Source organism: Streptomyces sp. CA-210063 (genome assembly GCF_024612015.1).
In the GTDB taxonomy this organism is placed as follows: Bacteria; Actinomycetota; Actinomycetes; order Streptomycetales; family Streptomycetaceae; genus Streptomyces.
This window is the reverse complement of the sequence record NZ_CP102512.1, coordinates 7,812,428-7,835,681: the sequence shown is the minus strand read 5'-3', so window position 1 is coordinate 7,835,681 and position 23,254 is coordinate 7,812,428. Positions and strand designations below refer to the sequence as shown.

The window sequence follows — 23,254 nt, the reverse complement described above, 5'->3', positions numbered from 1 at the left end:
AAAGGGGGAAGCCCGGACCTCCTGTCGGAGTGTCCGGGCTTCCGTGCGCTCGGCGCGTGTTACTGGTTCTGGTTCTCGCCGCGGTAGTACTCGAAGACCCAGCCCCACAGGCCGATCAGGATGATCGGGGCCGAGAAGTACAGCAGCCACCAGCCGAAGACGACGCCCATGAAGGCGAGCGCGCCACCGATGCCGAGGGAGAGCGGCTGCCAGCTGTGCGGGCTGAAGAAGCCCAGCTCACCGGCGTCGTCCGCGACATCGGCCTCCTTGTCGTCCTGCGCGCCCACGTCGACCCGCCGGGCCGTGAAGGCCAGGTAGTAGCCGACCATGATGCACAGGCCGAAGGCCAGGAAGAGCGCCGTGGTACCGGCCGGCTCCTTCGACCAGTAGCCATAGACGATCGCCATGGCGAGCACGAAGACGCTCAGCCAGATGAACATCTTGCCCTGGATCTTCACTTGCCGGCCTCCTTGCCGCTGCCGCTGCTCGCCAGCTCGCCGGCGCCGTGACCGCCGTGCGCGAGCTGCTCGAGCGCGGCGATCTCCGGGTGGTGCAGGTCGAACGCCGGGGATTCACTGCGGATCCGCGGCAGGGTGAGGAAGTTGTGCCGCGGCGGCGGGCAGGAGGTCGCCCACTCCAGCGAACGGCCGTAGCCCCACGGGTCGTCGACCTCGACGGGCTTGCCGTACTTGGCGGTCTTCCACACGTTGTAGAGGAACGGCAGGATCGACAGACCGAGCACGAACGAGGCGATCGTGGAGATCGTGTTCAGCGCGGTGAATCCGTCGGCCGCGAGGTAGTCCGCGTACCGGCGCGGCATGCCCTCGGCGCCCAGCCAGTGCTGGACGAGGAAGGTGCCGTGGAAGCCGATGAACAGCGTCCAGAAGGTGATCTTGCCCAGGCGCTCGTCGAGCATCTTGCCCGTCATCTTCGGCCACCAGAAGTGGAAGCCGGAGAACATCGCGAACACGACGGTGCCGAACACCACGTAGTGGAAGTGCGCCACCACGAAGTACGAGTCCGAGACGTGGAAGTCCATCGGCGGCGAGGCCAGGATGACACCGGTCAGACCACCGAAGGTGAAGGTGATCAGGAAGCCGGTCGCCCAGAGCATCGGTGTCTCGAAGGACAGCGAGCCCTTCCACATCGTTCCGATCCAGTTGAAGAACTTCACGCCCGTTGGCACGGCGATGAGGAACGTCATGAAGGAGAAGAACGGTAGGAGCACTCCACCGGTGACGTACATGTGGTGCGCCCACACCGTCACCGAGAGGCCGGCGATCGCGATGGTCGCGCCGATCAGACCCATGTAGCCGAACATCGGCTTGCGGGAGAAGACCGGGATGACCTCGGAGATGATGCCGAAGAACGGCAGGGCGATGATGTACACCTCTGGATGGCCGAAGAACCAGAAGAGGTGTTGCCACAGCAACGCGCCGCCGTTGGCCGCGTCGAAGACATGCGCACCGAACTTGCGGTCCGCCTCCAGGGCGAACAGCGCGGCCGCGAGGACCGGGAAGGCGAGCAGGACCAGGACACCGGTCAGCAGCACGTTCCAGGTGAAGATCGGCATGCGGAACATGGTCATGCCGGGCGCGCGCATGCAGATGATCGTGGTGATGAAGTTGACCGAGCCGAGGATCGTGCCGAAGCCGGAGAAGGCCAGACCCATGATCCACATGTCGGCGCCGATGCCCGGGCTGCGGACCGCGTCCGACAGCGGGCTGTAGGCGAACCAGCCGAAGTCGGCCGCGCCCTGCGGGGTGAGGAAGCCACCGACCGCGATCAGCGAGCCGAAGAGGTAAAGCCAGTACGCGAACATGTTCAGCCGCGGGAACGCCACGTCCGGCGCGCCGATCTGCAGCGGCATGATCCAGTTCGCGAATCCGGCGAACAGCGGCGTCGCGAACATCAGCAGCATGATCGTGCCGTGCATCGTGAACGCCTGGTTGAACTGCTCGTTCGACATGATCTGCGTGCCCGGGCGGGCGAGCTCGGCGCGCATGAAGAGCGCCATGACGCCGCCGATGCAGAAGAACGCGAACGACGTGACCAGGTACAGCGTGCCGATCGTCTTGTGGTCGGTGGTCGTCAGCCACTTCACCACGACGTTGCCGGGCTGCTTGCGCCGGACCGGGAGCTCGTCTTCGTACGAGCCCTCGGCGGCGGCAGCACCCTGAGGTTCGTTGAGGATGCTCACAGTTGGTTCGTCTCCCGGTTCTTCTCGTGGCTCGTCTGCTCAATGCCGGCCGGGACGTAACCGGTCTGACCCTTCTCCGCGAGCTCCTTGAGGTGCTGCTCGTAGCGCTCGGGGGAGACGACCTTCACGTTGAAGAGCATCCGAGAGTGGTCCACGCCGCAGAGTTCGGCGCACTTGCCCAGGAAGGTGCCCTCCTGGTTGGGGGTGACCTGGAAAGCGTTGGTGTGGCCCGGGATGACGTCCTGCTTCATCAGGAACGGCACCACCCAGAAGGAGTGGATGACGTCACGCGAGGTGAGGACGAAGCGGACCGTCTTGCCCTTGGGGAGCCAGAGGGTCGGGCCGGGGTTGCCGGTCTGCGGGTTCTCGTCACCGGGGATGCCACAGGTGTAGACGCCGCCGGCGCTCTGCGGGAAGTCCTTCTTGAACCGGTCCGGGATGGCGGCCAGGTTCTCGTCGGTCTTCGCGTCGCCTTCCGAGCCGTCGACGTTCTCGACGTAGTTGAAGCACCAGCTCCACTGGAAGCCGACCACGTTGACCGTGAGGTCGGGCTTCTTCGACGTGTCGAGGAGCTTCGACTCGTCGCGGGCTGTGAAGTAGAAGAGCACCGAGACGATGATCAGCGGGACGACCGTGTACAGCGCCTCGATGGGCATGTTGTACCGGGTCTGGGGGGGAACTTCGACCTTGGTGCGGCTGCGCCGGTGGAAGAAAGCACTCCACAGGATCAGGCCCCAGACCAGTACGCCCGTGGCGAGCGCGGCGGCCCACGAACCCTGCCAGAGGGAGAGGATCCGCGGAGCCTCTTCCGTGGTCGGGGTGGGCATACCAAGGCGGGGGAAGTCCTTGTATGTGCAACCGGTGGCGGTCGCCAGGACCAGGCCCGCAGTCAGTGCCTGCAGCAGCTTCCGCCGCATCGGGCGCCGCGGCATGGGGGTACCACCCGCGCTCTTCAGGCAGCGGGGGAGGTCGGAGCCGTTGGGACTCACGTAGCGCCTTCCCGAGAGTCTCGCCCGCGCGGTGTGGCTGCGGCCTTCTCGCTGGTCGGTCGCCGCCCTGCGACGGGCAGGGGTTTGGATGTTTATGCGGACCAAACCCTACTGGACGCGTTTTGGGGTCGCGCGGGGAGGGGGTACCAACTCGCCGGGGGTCACTTGTAGCGGCTCTTCGAGGTGCCGGGGGCACCTAATAGCTCGGGAGTTCGGGTGGTTTGGCGGGTGCGGGTGGGTTGTGGTTGTTCGCGCCCACGCGGCGGAGCCGCATATGGTCACAGCCCCGCGCCCCTTAAGGGGCGCCGCCCCCAGCCTCTGCTTATAGCGTGGGCCTGTGGCCTACTTCGACGCTGCTTCTTCCGCTCCCCTTCATCCCGTTGCCCGGCAGGCGCTGGTGGCTTCGTTGGACGAGGGGTGGGCCGATCCTGCCCGGCTCTACAAGGAAGGGCGGCGGGCCCGGCTGTTGCTGGACGCGGCTCGGGAGGCCGCCGCCGAGGCCGTGGGGTGCCGGGCGGACGAACTGGTCTTCACCTCGTCCGGTACGCGGGCCGTGCACACCGGGATCGCGGGGGTGTTGGCGGGCCGGCGGCGGGTCGGGGGGCACCTGATCGTGTCGGCGGTCGAACACTCTTCGGTGTTGCACGCGGCGGAGGTGCATGAGGCCGGGGGTGGGACGGTCACCCAGGTGGCGGTGGGGCGCACCGGGTCGGTGTCCACGTCCTCGTACGCCGGTGCCCTGCGGGACGACACCGCGCTCGCGTGTCTGCAGTCGGCCAACCATGAGGTGGGGACCGAGCAGCCGGTGGCCGAGGTGGCGGAGGTGTGCCGGGCGGCCGGCGTGCCGTTGCTGGTGGACGCGGCGCAGTCGCTCGGGTGGGGGCGGGTGAACGGGGACTGGTCGGTGTTGACCGGCAGCGCCCATAAATGGGGTGGTCCGTCCGGCGTCGGACTGCTCGTCGTACGGAAGGGTGTGCGGTTCGCGGCGCAAGGGCCCGTCGACGAGCGGGAGTCGGGGCGGGCCGCCGGCTTCGAGAACATCCCGGCGATCGTGGCGGCCGCCGCCTCGCTGCGGGCCGTACGGGCGGAGGCGGACGCGGAGGCCGCACGGCTGCGGGAGTTGACGGAGCGGATCCGTGCGCGGGTGCCGTCGCTGGTGCCGGACGTGGAGGTGGTGGGGGACCCGGAGCGCCGGCTGCCGGGGGTCGTCACCTTCTCCTGTCTCTATGTCGACGGGGAGACATTGCTCCACGAGCTGGACCGCGAGGGCTTCTCCGTATCCTCCGGGTCCTCCTGTACGAGCAGCACGCTGACGCCCAGCCATGTGCTGCGGGCCATGGGGGTGCTGAGTGAGGGGAACGTCCGGGTGTCGCTGCCGACGGGGGCGGTGGAGGAGGACGTCGAGCGGTTCCTGGCCGCAATGCCGGGGGCGGTCGCGGCGGTGCGGGAGAAGCTGGGAGCGCCCGTGACCACCGACGTGTCCATGGAGAAGGAGGACGTCCTCGTCGTGGACGCCCTCGGCAAGCGGTGCCCGATCCCCGTCATCGAGTTGGCGAAGGTGATCGGGGAGGTGCCGGTCGGGGGCACGGTCCGCGTGCTGTCCGACGACGAGGCCGCTCGCCTGGACATTCCGGCCTGGTGCGAGATGCGGGGCCAGGAGTACGTGGGCGAGGAGCCGGCGGAGCGGGGTTCGGCGTATGTGGTGCGCAGGCTGAGCTGATCGGACAGGGATCCCCGCGCCCTGAGGCCGAAGGCCTCAGGGCGCGGGGCTGTGTCGATGTGCGGCTCCGCCGCGTGGGCGCGACCAGCCACATCCGACCCGCGGCCGACAACGCACCGACCGCGGCGGACGAGTAGTCGCGGAGACCGACCTCAGCCGAGGTGAGCCTGTACTTCCTCGGCGGCGGCGTGCCCGTACGCCTTCGTGAACCGGTCCATGAAGTGCGCCCGCCGCAGCTGGTACTCCTGCGTACCCACCGTCTCGATGACCAGCGTGGCGAGCATGCACCCGACCTGCGCGGCGCGCTCCAGCGAGACACCCCAGGCCAGCCCCGAGAGGAACCCCGCACGGAACGCGTCGCCGACACCCGTGGGCTCGGCCTTCCGCTCCTCCTCGGGGCAGCCGACCTCGATCGGGTCGTGCCCGTCCCGCTCGATGCGGACACCCTTCGCGCCGAGCGTGGTCACCCGGTGGCCGACCTTCGCGAGGATCTCCGCGTCGGACCACCCGGTCTTGGACTCGATGAGCCCCTTCTCGTACTCGTTGGAGAAGAGGTACGTGGCGCCGTCCAGCAGTATCCGGATCTCGTCGCCGTCCATGCGGGCGATCTGCTGGGAGAAGTCCGCGGCGAAGGGGATGCTCCGGGAGCGGCACTCCTCGGTGTGGCGGAGCATCGCCTCGGGGTCGTCCGCGCCGATGAGGACGAGGTCGAGGCCGCCGACGCGGTCGGCGACGGTCTTCAGCTCGATGAGGCGGGCCTCGCTCATCGCGCCCGTGTAGAAGGAGCCGATCTGGTTGTGGTCGGCGTCCGTGGTGCACACGAAACGGGCTGTGTGCAGCGTCTCGGAGATGCGCACGGAGGCCGTGTCCACACCGTGCCGGTCGAGCCACGCACGGTATTCGTCGAAGTCGGAGCCCGCCGCGCCGACCAGGATCGGGCGCGTGCCGAGCTGTCCCATGCCGAACGCGATGTTCGCGCCGACACCGCCGCGGCGTACGTCGAGCTGGTCGACCAGGAAGGAAAGGGAGACCGTGTGCAGTTGGTCCGCTACGAGTTGGTCGGCGAAGCGGCCCGGGAAGGTCATCAGATGATCGGTGGCGATGGAGCCGGAGACTGCGATACGCACGGCGAGGACACGCTCCTGCGAAGGGAGAGGAGATTGACAGTTCACGCTACCGGGTCGTCCACGCCCTCTGAAGCAGGCAAAACTACCCGATAGTAGGGCTTTCTTCGTGGGGTTCGCGGTGCATACGGTGCCGGTATGACGAACCCCAAGATCCACGGCACCGTTCCGTTCGACCCGGACGGCGGCCTCGCGGCGCTGCGCGGCGACTGCGCCCGGATGGCTCCGCACTGGGCGGCCCCGGCGAAGGTCATTACGGCTCCGGTGTCTCCTTCGCTCATTCACGGGGTGACGGTGCCGGCGACCTCCGCGCGGCTTGTGGACGCGATGTCCGACTACGGCGACTGAGGGGTCCGGCCGGGCTTCCCCTCCCCGACAGGGAACCGTCGGCTCCTCCGCCGCGTCCCATCGCCGTCCCCCGTATAGGGGATGCGGTGTACGACCTGCCGAAGGAGCGATGCGGTGAACTCCGAGCGACCCGACAACCCCGAGAACCCGGACGAGGGCCCCGAGCCCGACGCCGCCGAGGAGATCAGGGCTGCCGGGGATGACGTCACCGAGGCCGACGAGGCCCCCGCGGCTGCGGAGAGTGACGTGGACGACGGTGCGGGCTCCGAAGGCGAGGACGAGCATGCCGTAGCCGGGGGCGCCGACAAGGACGAGGGCGGCGGCGATGATGACCGTCATGTCGTAGAGGTCGGCGGTGCCGAGCCGCCACGTCGGCGGCGCTCCCGTACGGCCGTGGCCGCGGTGGCCGCCGCCGTGCTGCTGGTCGGGGGTGGCGGGGCGCTTCTCGCCTCGACCTCTCCCGGTGGGGCCGGGGGCTCCGGCTCGCCCGGCGGTGACGGCACTCCCCCGCCGCTGGCGCTCGACGGCTACACCGGTGGCGGTTCGAACGGCATCGCTCCCGGTGAGCCGAACCCCAACGGGGTGACCTACCGCGCGGACGGCGACCTCCCCGACGGCCCCGGCTCGGCTCCCGTCTACTCCGTCGAGGGCGACGTGACGGCCGCCGAGGTGACCCGGCTCGCGCAGGCGCTCGGTGTGGAGGGCAAGCCGACGGCCGAGGGTGAGTCCTGGCGGGTGGGGAACGCCGGGGACGGTTCGGGACCGGTGCTCCAGGTCGACAAGCAGTCGCCGGGGACGTGGACGTTCGACCGGTTCACGCCGGGCACGGACAACTGCCAGAAGGTCGATGTCTGCACGTCCGGCGCGGCCGAGGGCGGCGACCCCGTGAGCGAGGCGGCGGCCCCCGTGCTCAAGGCCGTCGGCCAGGACGACGCCAAGCTCGACGCCACCCAGCTCATGGGCGCCGTACGGGTGGTGAACGCCGATCCCCAGGTCGGCGGGCTGCCCACGTACGGCTGGTCGACCGGGATCCAGATAGGCGCCGACGGCCAGGTGGTCGGCGGCAGCGGCAACGTGAAGGCGCCGGTGAAGAGCGACACGTACCCCGTCCTGGACGCGGAGCGGGCGCTGGAGCTGATGAACGGCTCGGGTCAGGGCGTCGGTACCGGGCGCGAGGGCATCGGCGGCTGCACCGGGCCCGTGCCGCTGGCGGGTGAGAAGGAGGCGGCCGGCGAGAGCGGGACGGCCGTGGCGGACGAGACACCGTGCGAGCCGGTGACCACGCTGCCGAAGCCGGAGGCGGTCCCTGTCGAGAACGCGGTGTTCGGGCTCGCCTCGCACCAGGTGGACGGCCGGCCGGCGCTGGTGCCGTCCTGGCTGTTCGAGGTGCGGCCGGCGGGGGCCGAGGACACCTTCACAGTGACGCATCCGGCGATCGACCCGAAGTATCTGGCCTCCCCCGAGACCCGGTCGGAGCCGACCGGGGAGCCCCGTGAACCGGACGACACGCCGTCCACCGGACCGTCCTCGCACGATGTGCGGGTCGAGGGCTACACCGTCGACGGCGACGAGCTGACCGTGACCTTCTGGGGCGGGGTGTGCAGCGACTACTCGGCCTCGGTGCGCGAGGAGTCGGGCGAGGTGACGGTGACCGTGACCGGCACCCCGTGGGAGGGCAAGGTCTGCATCATGATCGCCAAGGCGGTGGAGCGGACCGTGCAGCTCGACGAGCCGCTGGGTGACCGGAAGGTGGTCGGGGCGGACGGCAAGGTGATCCCGGAGGGCGGGATCGCGGAGCTGGAGCCGCGGTAGACACACCTCTGGGGACACCTCCGGTGGACAGCTCCGGTGGACAGCTCCGCCGCGACAGGCGGCGGCTGAGGCAGTGCGCGGTACGAAGGCGGTACGAAGGCGGTACGAAGGCGGCGTCCCCGTCGGAGGGGGACGCCGCCTTTGTCGTACTCAACGCCCGTTACGCGTACCGCTGCCGCGTGGGCGGGGACTCAGCTGAAGGAGTCGCCGCAGGCGCAGGAGCCGGTCGCGTTCGGGTTGTCGATGGTGAAGCCCTGCTTCTCGATGGTGTCGACGAAGTCGATCGTGGCACCGCCCAGGTACGGGGCGCTCATGCGGTCGGTGGTGACCTTCACGCCGTCGAAGTCCTTCACCACGTCGCCGTCGAGCGAGCGCTCGTCGAAGAAGAGCTGGTAGCGCAGGCCGGAGCAGCCGCCGGGCTGAACGGCGACGCGCAGCGCCAGGTCGTCACGGCCTTCCTGGTCGAGCAGGGCCCTGACCTTGGCCGCGGCGGCGTCGGTCACGATGATGCCGTCGGTGACGGTGCCGGTCTCGTCCGATACGGACATCTACATCTCTCCCGGGTTGTACGGAGACTGCTTGCCGACGAGTGCAACCGCCGGAGCCCCGGATTCATTCCGGGCCGCGCGGATTTCCTACGCGTCTCTCTTCATGCTCGCACATGGCCCGTGGAGTCCGTCCGATTCGGCCGTCGGGATTCATGTCACATCGACGCTATGGGCATCGTCAAAGTGACATGAAGCGGTTATGATAGATAGCGTCAATTCGACGAAAAGGATAGCCCGAATGTCCCGCCGACCCTCCCCCGGGCGGCGAGCCGCAGAACAGAAAGGGTGCGTGCCGTGACCACCGCCCAGACCCAGGAGCTCGACGTACAGCCGACGCCCCTCGCCCTGCTGCTGCTCGGCCGCGAGGCCGATCCGAGGAGCGAGCGTGGTGTCGAGTGCCCCGGCGATCTCCCCTCCCCGTCCGACCCCGACCTGGTGGAGCGCGCCCGCGCTGCCAAGGAGAAGCTCGGGGACAAGGTCTTCGTGCTCGGGCACCACTACCAGCGCGACGAGGTCATCCAGTTCGCGGACGTCACGGGCGACTCCTTCAAGCTGGCCCGGGACGCGGCGGCGCGGCCCGAGGCCGAGTACATCGTGTTCTGCGGTGTGCACTTCATGGCCGAGTCGGCGGACATCCTGACCGGTGACGACCAGAAGGTCGTGCTGCCGGACCTCGCCGCCGGGTGCTCCATGGCCGACATGGCCACCGCCGAGCAGGTCGCCGAGTGCTGGGACGTACTGGCCGAGGCCGGGATAACCGAGCAGGTCGTGCCCGTCTCGTACATGAACTCCTCCGCCGACATCAAGGCCTTCACCGGCAAGCACGGCGGCACGATCTGCACCTCGTCGAACGCGAAACGGGCCCTGGACTGGGCCTTCGAGCAGGGTGAGAAGGTCCTGTTCCTGCCGGACCAGCACCTGGGGCGCAACACCGCCGTGCGGGACATGGGCATGTCGCTCGACGACTGTGTCGTCTACAACCCGCACAAGCCGGGCGGTGGCCTCACGGTCGAGCAGCTGCGGGCCGCGAAGATGATCCTGTGGCGGGGGCACTGCTCCGTGCACGGCCGCTTCAGCCTGCAGTCCGTGAACGACGTACGCGAGCGGATTCCGGGCGTGAACGTCCTCGTCCACCCCGAGTGCAAGAACGAGGTCGTGGCGGCGGCGGACTACGTCGGTTCGACCGAGTACATCATCAAGGCGCTCGAGGCCGCGCCCGCCGGTTCCAAGTGGGCCATCGGTACCGAGCTGAACCTCGTGCGGCGGCTGGCGAACCGGTTCGCGCCCGAGGGCAAGGAGATCGTGTTCCTCGACCGCACGGTCTGCTTCTGCTCCACGATGAACCGGATCGACCTTCCCCACCTGGTCTGGGCCCTGGAGTCCCTCGCCGAGGGCAACCTCGTCAACCGCATCGAGGTGGACAAGGAGACGGAGGCGTTCGCGAAGCTGGCGCTGGAGCGGATGCTGGCGCTGCCGTAACGCTCACACTGGTGTACGCGGATGGGGGTTCCTCTCTTGTCGAGAGGAACCCCCATCCGCGTGGGACGCGCCGCGGGGCTCCGCCCCGGACCCCTGCCCGAGAGCTCGCGCCGACAGGGTGTCTGGACGGGCGCGGGTTCGTCGTGGCTGGTCGCGCAGTTCCCCGCGCCCCTTTCGGGGCACGGGTAGCCGCTAGACCCCCGCCGGCTCCGGCGTCTCCGACTCCGTCGGCTCAGCCGGCGTGCCCGTCCGCTTCAGTGCCTTCTTCTTCGCCCGGCGCTCCTTGCGGAGCTCGACCATCGTGTAGAGGGTCGGGACCAGGAGGAGGGTCAGCAGGGTCGAGGTGATCAGGCCGCCGATGACGACCACGGCCAGCGGCTGGGCGATGAAGCCGCCCTCGCCCGTGATGCCGAGGGCCATGGGCAGCAGCGCGAAGATCGTCGCCAGCGCCGTCATCAGGATGGGACGGAGCCGGTGGCGGCCGCCTTCGATGACCGCCTCCACCGTGCCGTAGCCCTGGCGGCGGTACTGGTTGATCAGGTCGATCAGCACGATCGCGTTGGTGACGACGATGCCGATGAGCATCAGCATGCCGATCATCGCGGGGACACCCATGGGCGTGCCGGTGATGATCAGCAGGCCGATCGCACCCGTGGCCGCGAACGGGATCGAGACCAGCAGGATCAGCGGCTGGATCAGGGACCGGAAGGTCGCGACCAGCAGCATGAAGACGATCGCGATGGCCGCGAGCATCGCCAGGCCCAGCGAGGCGAAGGCCTCGTCCTGGTCCTCGGAGACGCCGCCGATGTCGGCGGTGGCGCCCTCGGGGAGCTTGAGGGCGTTCAGCTTGGCGGTGAGGTCGGTGCTGACCGCACCGGTGTTGTCACCCTTGGGCTTCGCCGTGATCGTCGCGGCCCGCTGGCCGTCGATCCGGGTCATGGAGACCGGGCCGTCCACCAGCTCGACGTCCGCGATGTCGCCCAGCTTCACCGCGCCCAGCGGCAGGTCCCGCAGCTCCTGGAGGGTCTCGGCGGGGTTCGCCGACTTGATGACGACGTCCCGCTCGGTGTCGTCGAGGATGGCCCGGCCGCTGGTCGTACCGCGTACGGCCTGGGCGACGGCCGCGCCGAGGGTCTGGTCGTCGAAGCCGGCCGCGGCCGCCTTGTCGGTGGCCCTGACCGAGATGCGGGGCACGCTCTGGGAGAGGTCGCTCGTGACGTCCGTCACGTTGTCCATGGTCGAGACCGCGTCGCGGACCTGCTCGGCCGCCTTGCGCAGGACATCGGCGTCGGCGGCCTTCACGACCACGCTGAGGTCCTGGCTGCCGAAGGCGTCACCGACCGCGACGGTCGTCGTACCGATCCCGGAGAGCCCGGCGAGGCCCTTCTCGATCGTGTCCTGGACGTCCGCCGCGGTGGCCGAGTCGTCCAGCATGACGCTGTACGACGCCTGGTTGGAGTCGGTGCCACCGCCGAACGCGGCCAGGAAGCCGGAGGAGCCGATGGTGACCTGGTAGTCCTTGACGCCCTTGGTGTCGGCGAGCAGCTTCTCGACCTTCTTGGTCTGCTCGTCGGTCGCCGAGAGGCTCGTGCCGGGCTTCAGCTCCTGCTTGAGGCTGAGGACTTCCTGGTCGCCCGGGTCGAAGAAGTTCGTCTTCAGCAGCGGGGCCATGCCGAACGTGCCGAGCAGGACGACGACCGCGATGGCCACACTGGTCAGCCGGCGGCGGGTGGCGAAGCGCAGGACGGGGACGTAGAAGCGCTGGAGGCGGCTCTTCGCCTCCTTCTCCTCCGCCTTCCGGCGGGCCTCCTCGGCGTCCTCGGGCGTGCCCTTCGGGGCGCGCAGGAACCAGTACGACAGCACCGGGACCACGGTCAGCGAGACCACGAGGGAGGCCAGCAGGGCCGCCGTCACGGTCAGCGAGAAGCTGCCGAACAGCTCGCCGACCATGCCGCCGGAGAGGCCGATCGGGAGGAAGACCGCGACCGTCGTCAGCGTGGACGAGGTGACGGCGCCGGCGACCTCGCGGACCGCCTTGAGGATCGCCTCCTCGCGCTCCTCGCCGTAGCCGAGGTGGCGCTTGATGTTCTCCAGGACGACGATCGAGTCGTCGACGACACGGCCGATCGCGATGGTCAGGGCGCCGAGCGTCAGCATGTTGAGGGAGAGGTCGCGGGTCCACAGGACGATCAGCGCCAGGACCACCGACAGCGGGATGGACACCGCGGTGACGAGGGTCGAGCGGATCGACGCCAAGAAGACCAGGATGACCAGGACCGCGAAGAGCAGACCCAGCGCGCCCTCGGTGGTCAGACCGTCGATGGACTTGGAGACCGCCGGGCCCTGGTCGCTGACCACGGTGACGGTGGCGCCGGAGCCCAGGTCCCGGCGCATGGCCGGCAGCTCGTCCTCGACGGCCTCGGAGATGTCGACGGCGCTGCCTTCGCGGTCCATGGTGACGTTGATCGCGAGGCTGGGCTCACCGTTCGTCCGGGTGATGGAGTCGGCCCTGGCCTGCTCCTCCTTGACGGCGGCGACATCGGCGAGGCGTACGGGCTTCTTCGCGCCCTCGCCGCGCACCATCAGGTTCTCGATCTGCTCCAGCGAGGTGTAGCCGCCGCCGACCTGGACGGTGCGGTTGGCGCCGTCCTCGTCGAAGGAGCCCGCCGGGACGGTGACGCCACCGGCCTGGAGGGCCTGGGAGAGGGCCATCGTGGTCAGGCCCACCTTCGCCAGCTTCGCGTCGTCGGGGGTGACGGTGACCTGGAGGTCCCGTACACCGTCGACGGTGACCTGGCCGACGCCGTCGATGCCCTCAAGGGTCGGCACGACGGTCCGGTCGAGCTGGTCGGCGAGGGCCTGCTGGTCCTGGTCGGAGGCGACGGCGAGGACGACGGTGGGAATGTCGTCCGTCGAGCCCGCGATCACCTGCGGGTCCACATCGTCCGGGAGCTGCGCGCGGACCCGGTTGACGGCCTGCTGGACGTCGGCGACGAGCTGTTCGGTGCCGTTGCCGTAGTCGAAGGACGCCATGATCAGGGCGTTGCCCTCGCTGGCGGTGGAGGTGACGCCCGTGATGCCGTCGACGGCTTCGAGGCTGTCCTCGATGGGCTCGACGACCTGCTTCTCGACCACGTCCGGGGAGGCGCCCTGGTAGGGCGCGAGCACGGACACCATGGGCAGTTCGATGGTGGGCAGCAGCTGCTGCTTGAGCTGGGGTATCGCGATCGCCCCGAAGACGAGCGCGATGATCGACATCAGACCGACGAGGGCCCGTTGTGCGAGGCTGAACCGAGACAGCCAGGACATGGGTCAGGGTCTCTCTTCTGTGGCATGAGCGGAGGACGAACGCCCGTGTGCCACATGCGGCATGGGTGCCTCATGTGTCGCCTGTGTGACGCAGATGTGAGCGCTCACCCCATACCCTGGGCCATGGGGGACCCCTGTTCCCTCGCTCCCCAGGGCCATTTCCTTATGCCGCGCATACTCCGAGTGGAGTAGTCCCCGGCGGCTCTCACTCCACCCTTGGGCGTACCAGACCCGACTCGTAGGCAAAGACCACCAGTTGGGCCCGGTCGCGGGCGCCGAGCTTCGCCATGGCCCGGTTGACGTGTGTCTTCACGGTGAGCGGGCTGACCGCCAGGCGCTCGGCGATCTCGTCGTTGGAGAGCCCTCCGGCGACCTGTACGAGCACTTCGCGCTCGCGGCTGGTCAGCGTGGAGAGCCGCTCGGAGCGGGCGGCGGCACCGCCGTCGCCGTCGGAGTCGTCCGGCTGGGCGAGGAAGCGGGCGATCAGGCCCTTGGTCGCGGTGGGCGACAGCAGCGCCTCGCCGCCGGCGGCGACCCGGATCGCGTTGAGGAGTTCGTCCGGCTCGGCGCCCTTGCCGAGGAAGCCGGAGGCGCCGGCGCGCAGCGACTGCACGACGTAGTCGTCGACCTCGAAGGTGGTGAGGATGACGACCCGGACATGGGCGAGTGTGGGATCGGCGCTGATCAGGCGGGTGGCGGCCAGCCCGTCCGTGCCGGGCATCCGGATGTCCATCAGCACGACGTCCGCCCGCTCGTCCTTGGCGAGCCGTACTGCCTGAGCCCCGTCCGACGCCTCCCCCACGACCTCCATGTCCGGCTCCGAGTCGACGAGCACCCGGAACGCGCTGCGCAGCAGAGCCTGATCGTCGGCGAGCAGGACACGGATCGTCATACGGGGTCCCCCGGGGCGCTGGTCACGGCCGTACGGTCGTACGGCCGCGCCACGGTCCTACGGCGGCTCGCCGGTGTGGCGCGACGGTACGGCTCACGGTCGTACGGCTTCTTCGGTGACGGTCGTTCGGTTCTTGAGCGGCAGGATCGCATGGACGCGGAAGCCGCCGCCGTAGCGGGGGCCGGTGGTGAGGGTGCCGCCGAGCGCGGCGACACGTTCGCGCATACCGAGGAGGCCGTGGCCGCCGCCGTGGCCCTCCTCGCCCTCGACGTCGTCCTTCCCGTCGGGTCCGGTGCCGTTGTCGAGGACGGTGATCTCCACGTTCGGGCCGACGCGTACGACGCTGACCTCGGCCTTCGCCTCCTGGCCCGCGTGCTTGCGCACATTGGTGAGGGCTTCCTGGATGACGCGGTACGCGGCGAGGTCGACGGCGGCCGGGAGCGTCGCCTCCTGGTCGGCGCGGGCCACTTCGACCGCGAGGCCCGCGCTGTGGAAGGTGCCGACGAGTTCGTCGAGCCGGACCAGGCCGGGGGCGGGTTCGGTGGGGGCCTCGGGGTCGCCGGACTGGCGGAGCAGACCGACCGTGGCGCGGAGTTCGTTGAGCGCGGAGCGGCTGGCCTCGCGGACGTGGGCGAGGGCCTCCTTGGCCTGGTCGGGCCGCTTGTCCATGACGTGGGCGGCGACTCCGGCCTGGACGTTGACGAGGGCGATGTGGTGGGCGACGACGTCGTGCAGGTCGCGGGCGATCCGCAGGCGTTCCTCGGCGACCCGGCGGCGGGCCTCCTCCTCGCGGGTGCGCTCCGCTCGTTCGGCGCGTTCCCTTATGGCCGCCACGAAGGCCCGGCGGCTGCGGACCGCGTCTCCGGCCGTGGCGGCCATGCCCGTCCAGGCGAAGATGCCGATGTTCTCCTGGTCGTACCAGGGGAGGGGGCCGGCGAGCATGGCCGTGCCGGTCAGGACCGTCATCGTGAGCAGGCCGACGCGCCAGGTGGTGGGGCGATCGGTGGTGGAGGCGACCGTGTAGAGGGCGACGACGACGGACATCGCGACGGGGGCGCGCGGCTCGCCGATGACGAGTTCGACGAGGGTGAGGGCGGAGGTGGCCGCCAGGACGGCCATGGGGGCGCGGCGGCGGGCCACCAGGGTCGCGGCGGCGAGCACCATGAGGGTGATGCTGGGGGCGTCGGGGGTGCGCGTGCCCCACTTGTCGGGGTGCTCGGCGTGCGGGTCGATGAACGAGCCGGCCACCATCGCGACGAGGACGCCGAGCGCGAGGGCCGCGTCGAGCGCCACGGGGTGCACTGTCAGCCAGGACCTTATGCGCTGCAGGGTGCTCACGGTTGTCAACCGTACGGGGTCCTCGCAGGTGGCGGAACGGTGGTAGCCGTACAGCAGGGGAGTGTCGCCCCCGCCGCCCCTACCCGTCCCATCCCAGGGGCTGCGCCCCTTCGACCCCCGCCGTCCAGCTCGGGTGAGTGGGGTTGTTCGGCGGGTGCGGATGCTTTGTGGTTGCTCGCGCAGTTCCCCGCGCCCCTGAAAAGCAGGGGCTGCGCCCCTTGCTTTTCATCCCGGGATCAGGCCGTCGTCGCTCAGCATCTCCCTGACCTCCTCCAGCGTCGCGTCCGGCGCCGGGAGGATGAGCTCCGACGGCTCCAGGGAGTCGTCGGGGAGGGGCGTGCCCAGTTCTCGGACCTTGTCCAGGAGGGCGTGGAGGGTGTGGCGGAAGCCCGGGCCGTCGCCGACCTCCATTTCCGCCAGGAGTACGTTGTCCAGCTTGTTCAACTCGGCGAAGTGGACGTCGTCCAGCCTCACCTGCCCCTCCCCCATGATCCGTACGATCATGTCGCCCTCCTCAGGCGTGGGACCCGGATATGCGTGCCGATGGCACGTGTCTCCTGCTTGTCTACCGCTGCTTGTCTACTGCTTGTCGAAGCGGGGGGTGTCCTGCTGCTGGGACTGCTGCTGCGGGGCCGACTGGCCCGTGCCGCCCTCGATGGCCTGCTGCTGCGCGGACGAGCCTCCCGCCAGCTCCGCCTTCATGCGCTGGAGCTCCAGCTCGACGTCCGTGCCGCCGGAGAGGCGGTCCAGCTCGGCCTGGATGTCGTCCTTGTGCATGCCGGACGGGTCGTCGAGGGCACCGGAGGCGAGGAGCTCGTCGATGGCGCCGGCGCGGGCCTGGAGCTGCGCGGTCTTGTCCTCGGCACGCTGGATGGCGAGGCCGACGTCGCCCATCTCCTCGGAGATGCCGGAGAAGGCCTCACCGATACGGGTCTGGGCCTGGGCGGCGGTGTAGGTGGCCTTGATCGTCTCCTTCTTCGTACGGAAGGCGTCGACCTTGGCCTGAAGGCGCTGGGCGGCGAGGGTGAGCTTCTCCTCCTCGCCCTGGAGGGTGGAGTGCTGCGTCTCCAGGTCCGTCACCTGCTGCTGGAGTGCGGCGCGTCGCGAGAGCGCCTCGCGGGCCAGGTCCTCACGGCCCAGCGCGAGCGCCTTGCGGCCCTGGTCCTCCAGCTTCGAGGACTGGGACTGGAGCTGGTTGAGCTGGAGCTCCAGGCGCTTGCGGGAGGTGGCCACGTCGGCCACGCCCCGGCGCACCTTCTGGAGCAGCTCCAGCTGCTTCTGGTACGAGTAATCGAGGGTCTCGCGCGGGTCCTCGGCCCGGTCAAGGGCCTTGTTCGCCTTCGCGCGGAAGATCATCCCCATACGCTTCATGACACCGCTCATGGGCTTCGCGCGCCCCCTTCTGACGGACTCCAGCTCACAGGTCTGCGACAGAACCCACAGTACGGGCCCTGCTTCTATTACCGCACTGTTCGGGGACTGATGCGCTCATCCCCAAGGACGACTGTGTGCGGCACCGCTCCGGCGTAGGGAGTAGATGTCTCCCGGGGTTACGTACGGGCCGCCCCCCGGAATACCTCAGCTCACCCACGGACGAACCTTCACCGCACTCCCTCTTCTCCGAGACTTCCGGCCACATTCGCCTTGACTCTGTCCCCAGCACAGACGCCGGGTGTTGCCGGATCGTTCCCCACCGGGCTGGGGTCCATGCCCCGGCACCCCGTACCCTTGGGTTTTGTGTTCCGAAGCCGCGACAAGAGCGAGAAGGGGCCGGTGGCCGACAAGGCGCCGGTGACCGACTCCAAGCAGACCCGTGACCCGCAGGCCCCCAAGGGGCGGCCCACCCCCAAGCGGAGTGAGGCCCAGACCCAGCGCCGAAGCGTGGCCAATACGCCCACGACGCGCAAGGAGGCCGCCAAGCGCTCCCGCGACGAGCGCCGCGCCGTGCTGGAGAAGCAGCGCCAGGCGCTGGCGACCGGCGACGAGCGCTATCTGCCCGCGCGGGACAAGGGTCCGGTGCGCAAGTTCGCCCGTGACTTCGTGGACTCGCGATTCCACATCGCGGAGTTCTTCCTGCCGCTGGCCGTGATCATCCTCGTGCTGAGCATGGTGCGGGTGGCGTCGCTGCAGAACATCGCGCTGCTGCTGTGGCTCTTCGTGATCGTCCTGATCGTGGTCGACTCGATCAGCCTCGGCTTCCGTCTGAAGAAGCAGCTGAACGAGCGCTTCCCCGACGCGAACAAGAAGGGCGCCGTGGCCTACGCCCTGATGCGCACCCTCCAGATGCGTCGCCTCCGGCTACCGAAGCCGCAGGTCAAGCGCGGAGAGCGGCCCTGAGTACGACCACTTCCCCCGAGGGTGCCGCTCAGGCCTGGCTGAACCGGCTGGGCACACTGCGTGAGGTCGTACGGCAGGAGCTGGTCTCCCGCCAGGTGGACGAGCAGATAGCCGGACGCTTCCCCGTCGGGCAGCGGCTCCGGGTCATCGACGTGGGCATGGGGCAGGGCACGCAGGCGCTGCGGCTCGCGCGGGCCGGGCACGCGGTGACCGGGATCGAGCGCGAGGCGAAGCTGATCGCCGTGGCCCGGGAGGCGCTCGCCGCCGAGCCCGAGGGCATCCGGGGGCGGGTGCGGATCGTCGAGGGCGACGGGCGTGACACGGGCGTGCACTTCCTGCCGGGCAGTTTCGACGTGGTGCTGTGCCACGGCGTCCTGATGTACGTCGAGGAGCCCGACGCGCTGCTGGCCGGGCTGGCGCGGATGCTGGCGCCCGGCGGGCTGCTGTCGCTGCTCGTACGGAACGCCGACGCGCTCGCCATGCGGCCGGGGCTGGCCGGGGACTGGGCGGGGGCGCTGGCCGCCTTCGACACCACCGCGTACCGGAACCGGCTGGGGCTCGATGTGCGGGCGGACCGGCTGGGGGCGCTCACGGACACGCTGGCGGGGATCGGGGCGCCGTTGCACGCGTGGTACGGGGTGCGGGTGTTCACGGATCTGGCCGCGGACGACGCGGGGGTGCCCGCCGGGCAGGAGGAACTGGACGTTCTGCTCGCGGCGGAGGAGCGGGCCGGGCGGACGGATCCCTATCGGCAGGTGGCGGCGCTGCTGCACCTGTGCGGCGTGCGGGGCTGAGCTTTCTCGCCCGCGCGGTGTGCTGGGTGGGTTTTTCGGGTGCGGGTGGGTGGGGGCTGGTCGCGCCCACGCGGCGGAGCCGCCTATCGAGACAGCCCCGCGCCCCTGAAAGGACACGGCCCCTGCGGGCCGAAAAGCACGGGGCGCAGCCCCTGCTTTTCAGGGGCGCGGGGAACTGCGCGAGCAACCACGACGCACCCGCACACGCCAACGCACCCCAACCCCGAGACTCTCCCGCGGGGATTCGGGGCGGAGCCCCGTGCCGGAACCCCGCCCCCGCGGAGCGGCTACGCGTGCAGGCTCATCGGCCCGTAGATCTCCGTGGTGTCCTCGAAGAGCCTCACCTGGTCGGCGCCGCCTTCCAGGAGCGCCTTCCAGTGTTCCCCGATCCACGACTCGGCGTCCCCCTGGGTCGTGAACTCCTCGGGCTGGACCGCGGGCTGGACCTCCGCCCCGTCGGCCTTCTCGAACCGCCACGTCCATGCCGCCATGTGAGCCTCCGTAAGTACCGGCCCGGCACCGCACACACAGTACCGAGCAAGATCCGGTTCCCCCCGAGCCTAGTCGGACGCGCAAGACCTGCGGGTGTTCATGGAGACACGGGAAAATCGGAGGCGTGGAACTGACATTGCTCGGCACCGGCGCCCCCGCGGGGCTTCCCCGCCCCGACTGTCCGTGCGCGGCGTGCGCGGCCGCGCTCGGTGATGCCGCGCGCGGGGCCACCGCGCTGCTTGTGGACGGCACGTTGTTGCTCGACCTCACTCCCGGCGCCGCCCTCGCGGCCGCGCGCGCCGGGCGCTCGTTGGCCGGCGTACGGCAGGTGCTGTTGTCGCATCCGCACGACGGGCCCGCCGTGGAGGTGCCGGCGGGGCTGCCGCAGCCGGGGCGGGTGCCGGACGGGCGGGAGCTGGCGCTGCTGACCGGGCACCGGGTGCGGGCGCTGGCGCTGGACTCCCCCGGGACCGGGTACGCGGTGACCGGGCCGGGCGGGCAGCGGTTGCTGTATCTGCCGCCGGGGGGCGCGCCCGCCGGCGTGGAGGAGCAGTCGGGGGAGCCGTACGACATGGTGCTCGCCGATGTGCTGGGGCGGCCGGACGCCCTGGCGCGGCTGCGGGCGGTCGGGGCCGTCGGGCCGACGACCGATGTCGTCGCCGTGCACATCGACCACGACGTGCCCCCGGGCGCCGAGTTGCTGCGCCGGCTCGCGGCGGCCGGCGCGCGCGCCGTGCGGGACGGGACGACGCTCGCGGTGGGCGCCTACGAGAACGTGCCCGATGTGCCACGCCGCACGCTCGTGCTCGGCGGGGCGCGGTCCGGGAAGTCGGTGGAGGCCGAGCGGCGGCTGGAGGCGTTCCCGAACGTGGTGTACGTGGCGACGGGCGGGATGCGGAGCGGGGACGGGGAGTGGGCCGCGCGGGTCGCCGTCCATCGGGAGCGGCGGCCCGGCTCCTGGCGCACCGTCGAGACCTGCGACCTCGTACCGCTGTTGAAGGACGACGACGGGGCTCCACTGCTCGTCGACTGTCTGTCCCTGTGGCTGACGGACGCGATGGACTCGGTGGGGGCGTGGGACGACGCGGACTGGGCCGGGGGTGGGGAGCGCGCGCTCCGGGCGCGGGTCACGGAACTGACCGACGCCGTACGGCACACGCGCCGCACGGTGGTCGCCGTCTCCAACGAGGTCGGCTCCGGCATCGTGCCGGCCACCGCCTCCGGCCGCCGCTACCGCGACGAACTCGGCCGCCTGAACGCGGCCTTCGCGGCGGAGTGCGAACACGTCCTGCTGGTCGTGGCGGGACAGGCGCTGTCCCTACGGGGTTGAGGGATCGGCCGGAGTTGGTGACGGGTCGCCCCGGCCTGGTGACGGGTCGGCCGGGCGTGGTGACGGGTCGGCCCGGGGGCGTGACGGGTCGGCTGAGGATGCCGGTGGGGTGGTCGAGGGGGCTCGGCGGATTGAGGGGGCGGCTTGTTGGGTCTTCCGGCGCGCGAGGATGCGGTGTGCGCGGGGGGCGCAGGCTCGGGTGGTCAGGACCTCGTAGCCCAGGGCGTCCAGCTCGGCGAGCAGGTTGCGCAGGGGCATGAGGTGGAGGGGGCGCGGGCGGTCGGACGGCCGCCACGGCCGTCGTCGTCCGCCGGGCAGCCTGCCGAAGAGGCGTGGGCGGGCCGGGACCTCGACGAGGAGGAGGCCGCCGGGGCGCAGGACGGTGTGGGCGGCGCGGAGTTCCTCGCGGGGGTCGGTGGTGTGTTCCAGGTGGTGGAACATGCTGACCACGTCGTAGCGGGCGCGCAGCCGCGCGGTGATCTCCGGGTCGGTGAGCAGGCCCTGGTGCGCCTCCTCGATGCGCCCGGCCGCCTGCGCCCGTTCGACACGTGCGGTCGGGTCGAGGCCGTCGAAGACGGTGTACGGGTGGATCTCACGCGCGGCCTCCGGGAAGTGGCCTAGGCCGGTGCCGACGTCGAGCCAGCTCTCCGGTTCGGGGTACGGCAGCAGCGCGCGGGCGGCTCCCCCGTGGTGCCGCCGGCGCCGACGCCCGGCGAGATTCGAGCGGACGTGGCCCTCGGTGGGGTACTGGTGACGGCGGAGCAGCAGCCCGTCCGGCGTGGGCCGGGGGTTCTGGAAGGCGTGGGAGCAGTCCCGGCACACGTCGACCACGAACGTGCCCGGCGTGCGCCGCCTCCCCTCCGGCGCGCGCACCCGCGTACGCAACTGCCGCGAGCCGCACCACGGACAGTCGTCCCGGCGCGGCTCGTGGAAGGGATCGGCTCCTGGGACGAGTGGGCGGGGGTCCGGCCGCGGGGTGCGGGGCATGGCGGCTCCTGGGGACGACGGAAGCGAAGCGACAGGGCGGAGGACGTACGACATTCGCCTCAAAAAGGTACGTAGGTGATCGTGATCGGAGGTGCAATGACGTGCCGGTGGCGTGGGGGGACGTTCGTACGTCACGGGGTCACGGTGTGGCGGGGTCGTGTTCGATCGCTGCCGGTACTGTTCGGCGAATGAGCTCGCTTAATCTCGACGACTTCACCGATCTGATCGAGCGCCCCGACGGTGGGGTGCGCCGCGACGCCGAGGCGCGGCGGGAGAGGCAGATCGTGCCGCCCGGGGCGCTGGGCCGCCTCGACGACCTGGGTGAGTGGTTGGCGGCGGCGCAGTCGGCCGTCCCGGTGCGGCCGATCGGCCAGGCCCGTGTGGTGCTGTTCGCGGGCGACCACGGCATCGCCGAACTCGGCGTCTCCGCGCGGGCCGCGGGCACCGCGGACCAGTTGGTGCGGGCCGTCCTCGACGGCAGCAGCCCGGTGGCGGTGCTGGCCCGGCGGCTCGACGTACCCGTACGTGTGGTGGACGTCGCGCTCGACTGCGACCCGGACGCGCTGCCCGCGGAGGTCGTACGGCACCGGGTGCGGCGCGGGTCCGGGCGTATCGACGTCGAGGACGCGCTGACGGCGGAGGAGGCGGAGGCCGCGTTCCGGGTGGGCGTCGCGCTCGCGGACGAGGAGGCGGACTCCGGGACCGATCTCGTCGTCCTCGGTGATGTGAGCGTCGGCGGGACCACGGCGGCGGCGGTCCTCGTCGCCGGGCTGTGCGGGACCGACGCGTCCGTCGTCACCGGGCGGGGCGGCCGGGCGATCGACGACCTGGCGTGGATGCGGAAGTGCGCGGCCGTACGGGACGCCCTGCGGCGGGCCCGTCCGGTGCTCGGGGACCAGTTGCAGTTGCTCGCGACCGTGGGCGGGGCGGATCTCGCCGCCATGACCGGGTTCCTGCTGCAGAGCGCGGTACGGAAGATGCCGGTGATCCTGGACGGGGTCGTGTCGGCGGCGTGTGCGCTGGTCGCCCAGCGGGTGGCCTTCCGGGCGCCCGACTGGTGGCTCGCCGGGCAGAGCAGTGGGGAGCCGGCCCAGGCCAAGGCGCTGGACCGGATGGCCATCGAGCCGCTGCTCGACCATGGGGTGAAGGTCGGGGAGGGCGCCGGGGCGCTGCTGGCGCTGCCGCTGGTGCAGGCCGCGGCCGCGCTGGCCGCCGAGCTGCCCGAGCGGGAGCCGGAGCAGCCGGAGAAGGGCGCCGACGAGGACGCGGCCGAGGAGAAGAACCTCGCCGAGGAGTACGACGCGACCTAGGAGTTGGTGCGGGTGCGTCACGCACGGCCGGTCCGGAACCCCACCGGACCGGCCTCCTCGTTCGCGCGCCGTCACGGCGGACACATGGTGCCGGGTTCGCTGGCTTCCTCCAGCGGGCCGGGAGATCGGGATCACGCGGGTCTCGCTCAACTTCGCGCTGTCCCGGTCGGTCTTCGGACATGGCGGGCGCCTCGGCGCCGGGCCGATACCGCCGAAGTGGCCGCGCCGCGGGCACCTGGAGTCGC

At 70.6% G+C, this 23,254-nt stretch carries 20 protein-coding genes; 8 read left to right on the top strand and 12 right to left on the bottom strand.

The window, feature by feature from the left end; genetic code table 11:
* Window positions 1-59 precede the first annotated feature (59 nt).
* Genes JIX56_RS34195 through ctaC form a run of 3 tightly spaced genes read right to left on the bottom strand, consistent with a single transcriptional unit; the run spans window position 60 to window position 3,189 of the window.
* A complete protein-coding gene (locus JIX56_RS34195) occupies window positions 60-458 on the bottom strand; it encodes a cytochrome c oxidase subunit 4 (protein ID WP_257546338.1) in 399 nt (132 codons plus the stop codon).
* Entirely contained in the window at window positions 455-2,200 is a 1,746-nt protein-coding gene (gene ctaD / locus JIX56_RS34190) for an aa3-type cytochrome oxidase subunit I (RefSeq protein ID WP_257546337.1), read from the bottom strand. The genes JIX56_RS34195 and ctaD overlap by 4 nt, the downstream gene beginning before the upstream one ends.
* Window positions 2,197-3,189: an aa3-type cytochrome oxidase subunit II gene (gene ctaC, locus JIX56_RS34185; protein WP_443031928.1), complete on the bottom strand. Its 993-nt coding sequence runs from the start codon at window positions 3,187-3,189 to the stop codon at window positions 2,197-2,199. The genes ctaD and ctaC overlap by 4 nt, the downstream gene beginning before the upstream one ends.
* Before the next feature lie 337 nt (window positions 3,190-3,526).
* Between ctaC and JIX56_RS34180 the strand changes: the two genes are divergently transcribed.
* Window positions 3,527-4,909, top strand: coding sequence for a cysteine desulfurase/sulfurtransferase TusA family protein (locus tag JIX56_RS34180; protein WP_257546336.1), 1,383 nt, complete (start codon window positions 3,527-3,529; stop codon window positions 4,907-4,909).
* A gap of 152 nt (window positions 4,910-5,061) precedes the next feature.
* Here the strand turns inward: JIX56_RS34180 and JIX56_RS34175 are convergent, their stop codons facing one another.
* Window positions 5,062-6,036 (bottom strand): carbohydrate kinase family protein, encoded by a 975-nt coding sequence (locus JIX56_RS34175; RefSeq protein WP_257546335.1) that lies wholly within the window; start codon window positions 6,034-6,036, stop codon window positions 5,062-5,064.
* 135 nt (window positions 6,037-6,171) lie between these two features.
* Between JIX56_RS34175 and JIX56_RS34170 the strand changes: the two genes are divergently transcribed.
* Both JIX56_RS34170 and JIX56_RS34165 read left to right on the top strand, forming a co-directional pair.
* A complete protein-coding gene (locus JIX56_RS34170; RefSeq protein WP_257546333.1) occupies window positions 6,172-6,381 on the top strand; it encodes a hypothetical protein in 210 nt (69 codons plus the stop codon).
* A 114-nt stretch (window positions 6,382-6,495) separates the two neighbouring features.
* The gene (locus tag JIX56_RS34165) at window positions 6,496-8,193 is read left to right on the top strand and encodes a hypothetical protein (RefSeq protein WP_257546332.1); all 1,698 of its coding nucleotides are present in this window, start codon (window positions 6,496-6,498) and stop codon (window positions 8,191-8,193) included.
* A 191-nt stretch (window positions 8,194-8,384) separates the two neighbouring features.
* Here JIX56_RS34165 and JIX56_RS34160 read toward each other — a convergent pair whose 3' ends face one another.
* Window positions 8,385-8,741, bottom strand: a complete 357-nt coding sequence (locus JIX56_RS34160) for a HesB/IscA family protein (protein ID WP_257546330.1) — start codon at window positions 8,739-8,741, stop codon at window positions 8,385-8,387.
* A gap of 294 nt (window positions 8,742-9,035) precedes the next feature.
* Here JIX56_RS34160 and nadA point away from each other — a divergent pair, with 294 nt between their 5' ends.
* Window positions 9,036-10,220 (top strand): quinolinate synthase NadA, encoded by a 1,185-nt coding sequence (gene nadA / locus JIX56_RS34155; protein WP_257546328.1) that lies wholly within the window; start codon window positions 9,036-9,038, stop codon window positions 10,218-10,220.
* Window positions 10,221-10,412: 192 nt separating this feature from the next.
* On the opposite strand, the gene JIX56_RS34150 is transcribed toward nadA, so the two are convergent.
* From JIX56_RS34150 to JIX56_RS34130, 5 genes are all read right to left on the bottom strand, one after another.
* On the bottom strand, window positions 10,413-13,529 hold the full coding sequence (locus tag JIX56_RS34150; RefSeq protein WP_257546326.1) for an efflux RND transporter permease subunit: 3,117 nt from the start codon (window positions 13,527-13,529) through the stop codon (window positions 10,413-10,415).
* Between the two features lie 205 nt (window positions 13,530-13,734).
* Entirely contained in the window at window positions 13,735-14,421 is a 687-nt protein-coding gene (locus JIX56_RS34145) for a response regulator (RefSeq protein WP_257546324.1), read from the bottom strand.
* Between the two features lie 93 nt (window positions 14,422-14,514).
* Entirely contained in the window at window positions 14,515-15,759 is a 1,245-nt protein-coding gene (locus JIX56_RS34140) for a sensor histidine kinase (protein ID WP_257546322.1), read from the bottom strand.
* A gap of 225 nt (window positions 15,760-15,984) precedes the next feature.
* Window positions 15,985-16,263: a PspA-associated protein PspAA gene (pspAA, locus tag JIX56_RS34135; RefSeq protein ID WP_257546321.1), complete on the bottom strand. Its 279-nt coding sequence runs from the start codon at window positions 16,261-16,263 to the stop codon at window positions 15,985-15,987.
* 75 nt (window positions 16,264-16,338) lie between these two features.
* On the bottom strand, window positions 16,339-17,142 hold the full coding sequence (locus JIX56_RS34130) for a PspA/IM30 family protein (RefSeq protein WP_257546319.1): 804 nt from the start codon (window positions 17,140-17,142) through the stop codon (window positions 16,339-16,341).
* A 324-nt stretch (window positions 17,143-17,466) separates the two neighbouring features.
* Between JIX56_RS34130 and JIX56_RS34125 the strand changes: the two genes are divergently transcribed.
* Window positions 17,467-18,096, top strand: a complete 630-nt coding sequence (locus tag JIX56_RS34125) for a DUF3043 domain-containing protein (RefSeq protein ID WP_257546317.1) — start codon at window positions 17,467-17,469, stop codon at window positions 18,094-18,096.
* An 80-nt stretch (window positions 18,097-18,176) separates the two neighbouring features.
* On the top strand, window positions 18,177-18,890 hold the full coding sequence (locus JIX56_RS34120) for a class I SAM-dependent methyltransferase (protein WP_257551288.1): 714 nt from the start codon (window positions 18,177-18,179) through the stop codon (window positions 18,888-18,890).
* A gap of 287 nt (window positions 18,891-19,177) precedes the next feature.
* On the opposite strand, the gene JIX56_RS34115 is transcribed toward JIX56_RS34120, so the two are convergent.
* Entirely contained in the window at window positions 19,178-19,381 is a 204-nt protein-coding gene (locus JIX56_RS34115; RefSeq protein ID WP_045555384.1) for a hypothetical protein, read from the bottom strand.
* A gap of 125 nt (window positions 19,382-19,506) precedes the next feature.
* On the opposite strand from JIX56_RS34115, the gene JIX56_RS34110 reads away from it, so the two are divergent.
* The gene (locus JIX56_RS34110) at window positions 19,507-20,712 is read left to right on the top strand and encodes a bifunctional adenosylcobinamide kinase/adenosylcobinamide-phosphate guanylyltransferase (protein WP_257546315.1); all 1,206 of its coding nucleotides are present in this window, start codon (window positions 19,507-19,509) and stop codon (window positions 20,710-20,712) included.
* Here JIX56_RS34110 and JIX56_RS34105 read toward each other — a convergent pair.
* Window positions 20,701-21,699 carry a class I SAM-dependent methyltransferase gene (locus tag JIX56_RS34105; protein WP_257546313.1) on the bottom strand — a complete coding sequence of 333 codons (999 nt, stop codon included), beginning with the start codon at window positions 21,697-21,699 and terminating at the stop codon, window positions 20,701-20,703. The two genes, JIX56_RS34110 and JIX56_RS34105, sit on opposite strands and share 12 nt — an antisense overlap.
* Before the next feature lie 188 nt (window positions 21,700-21,887).
* On the opposite strand from JIX56_RS34105, the gene cobT reads away from it, so the two are divergent.
* A complete protein-coding gene (gene cobT, locus JIX56_RS34100; RefSeq protein ID WP_257546311.1) occupies window positions 21,888-23,009 on the top strand; it encodes a nicotinate-nucleotide--dimethylbenzimidazole phosphoribosyltransferase in 1,122 nt (373 codons plus the stop codon).
* Window positions 23,010-23,254: the final 245 nt, after the last annotated feature.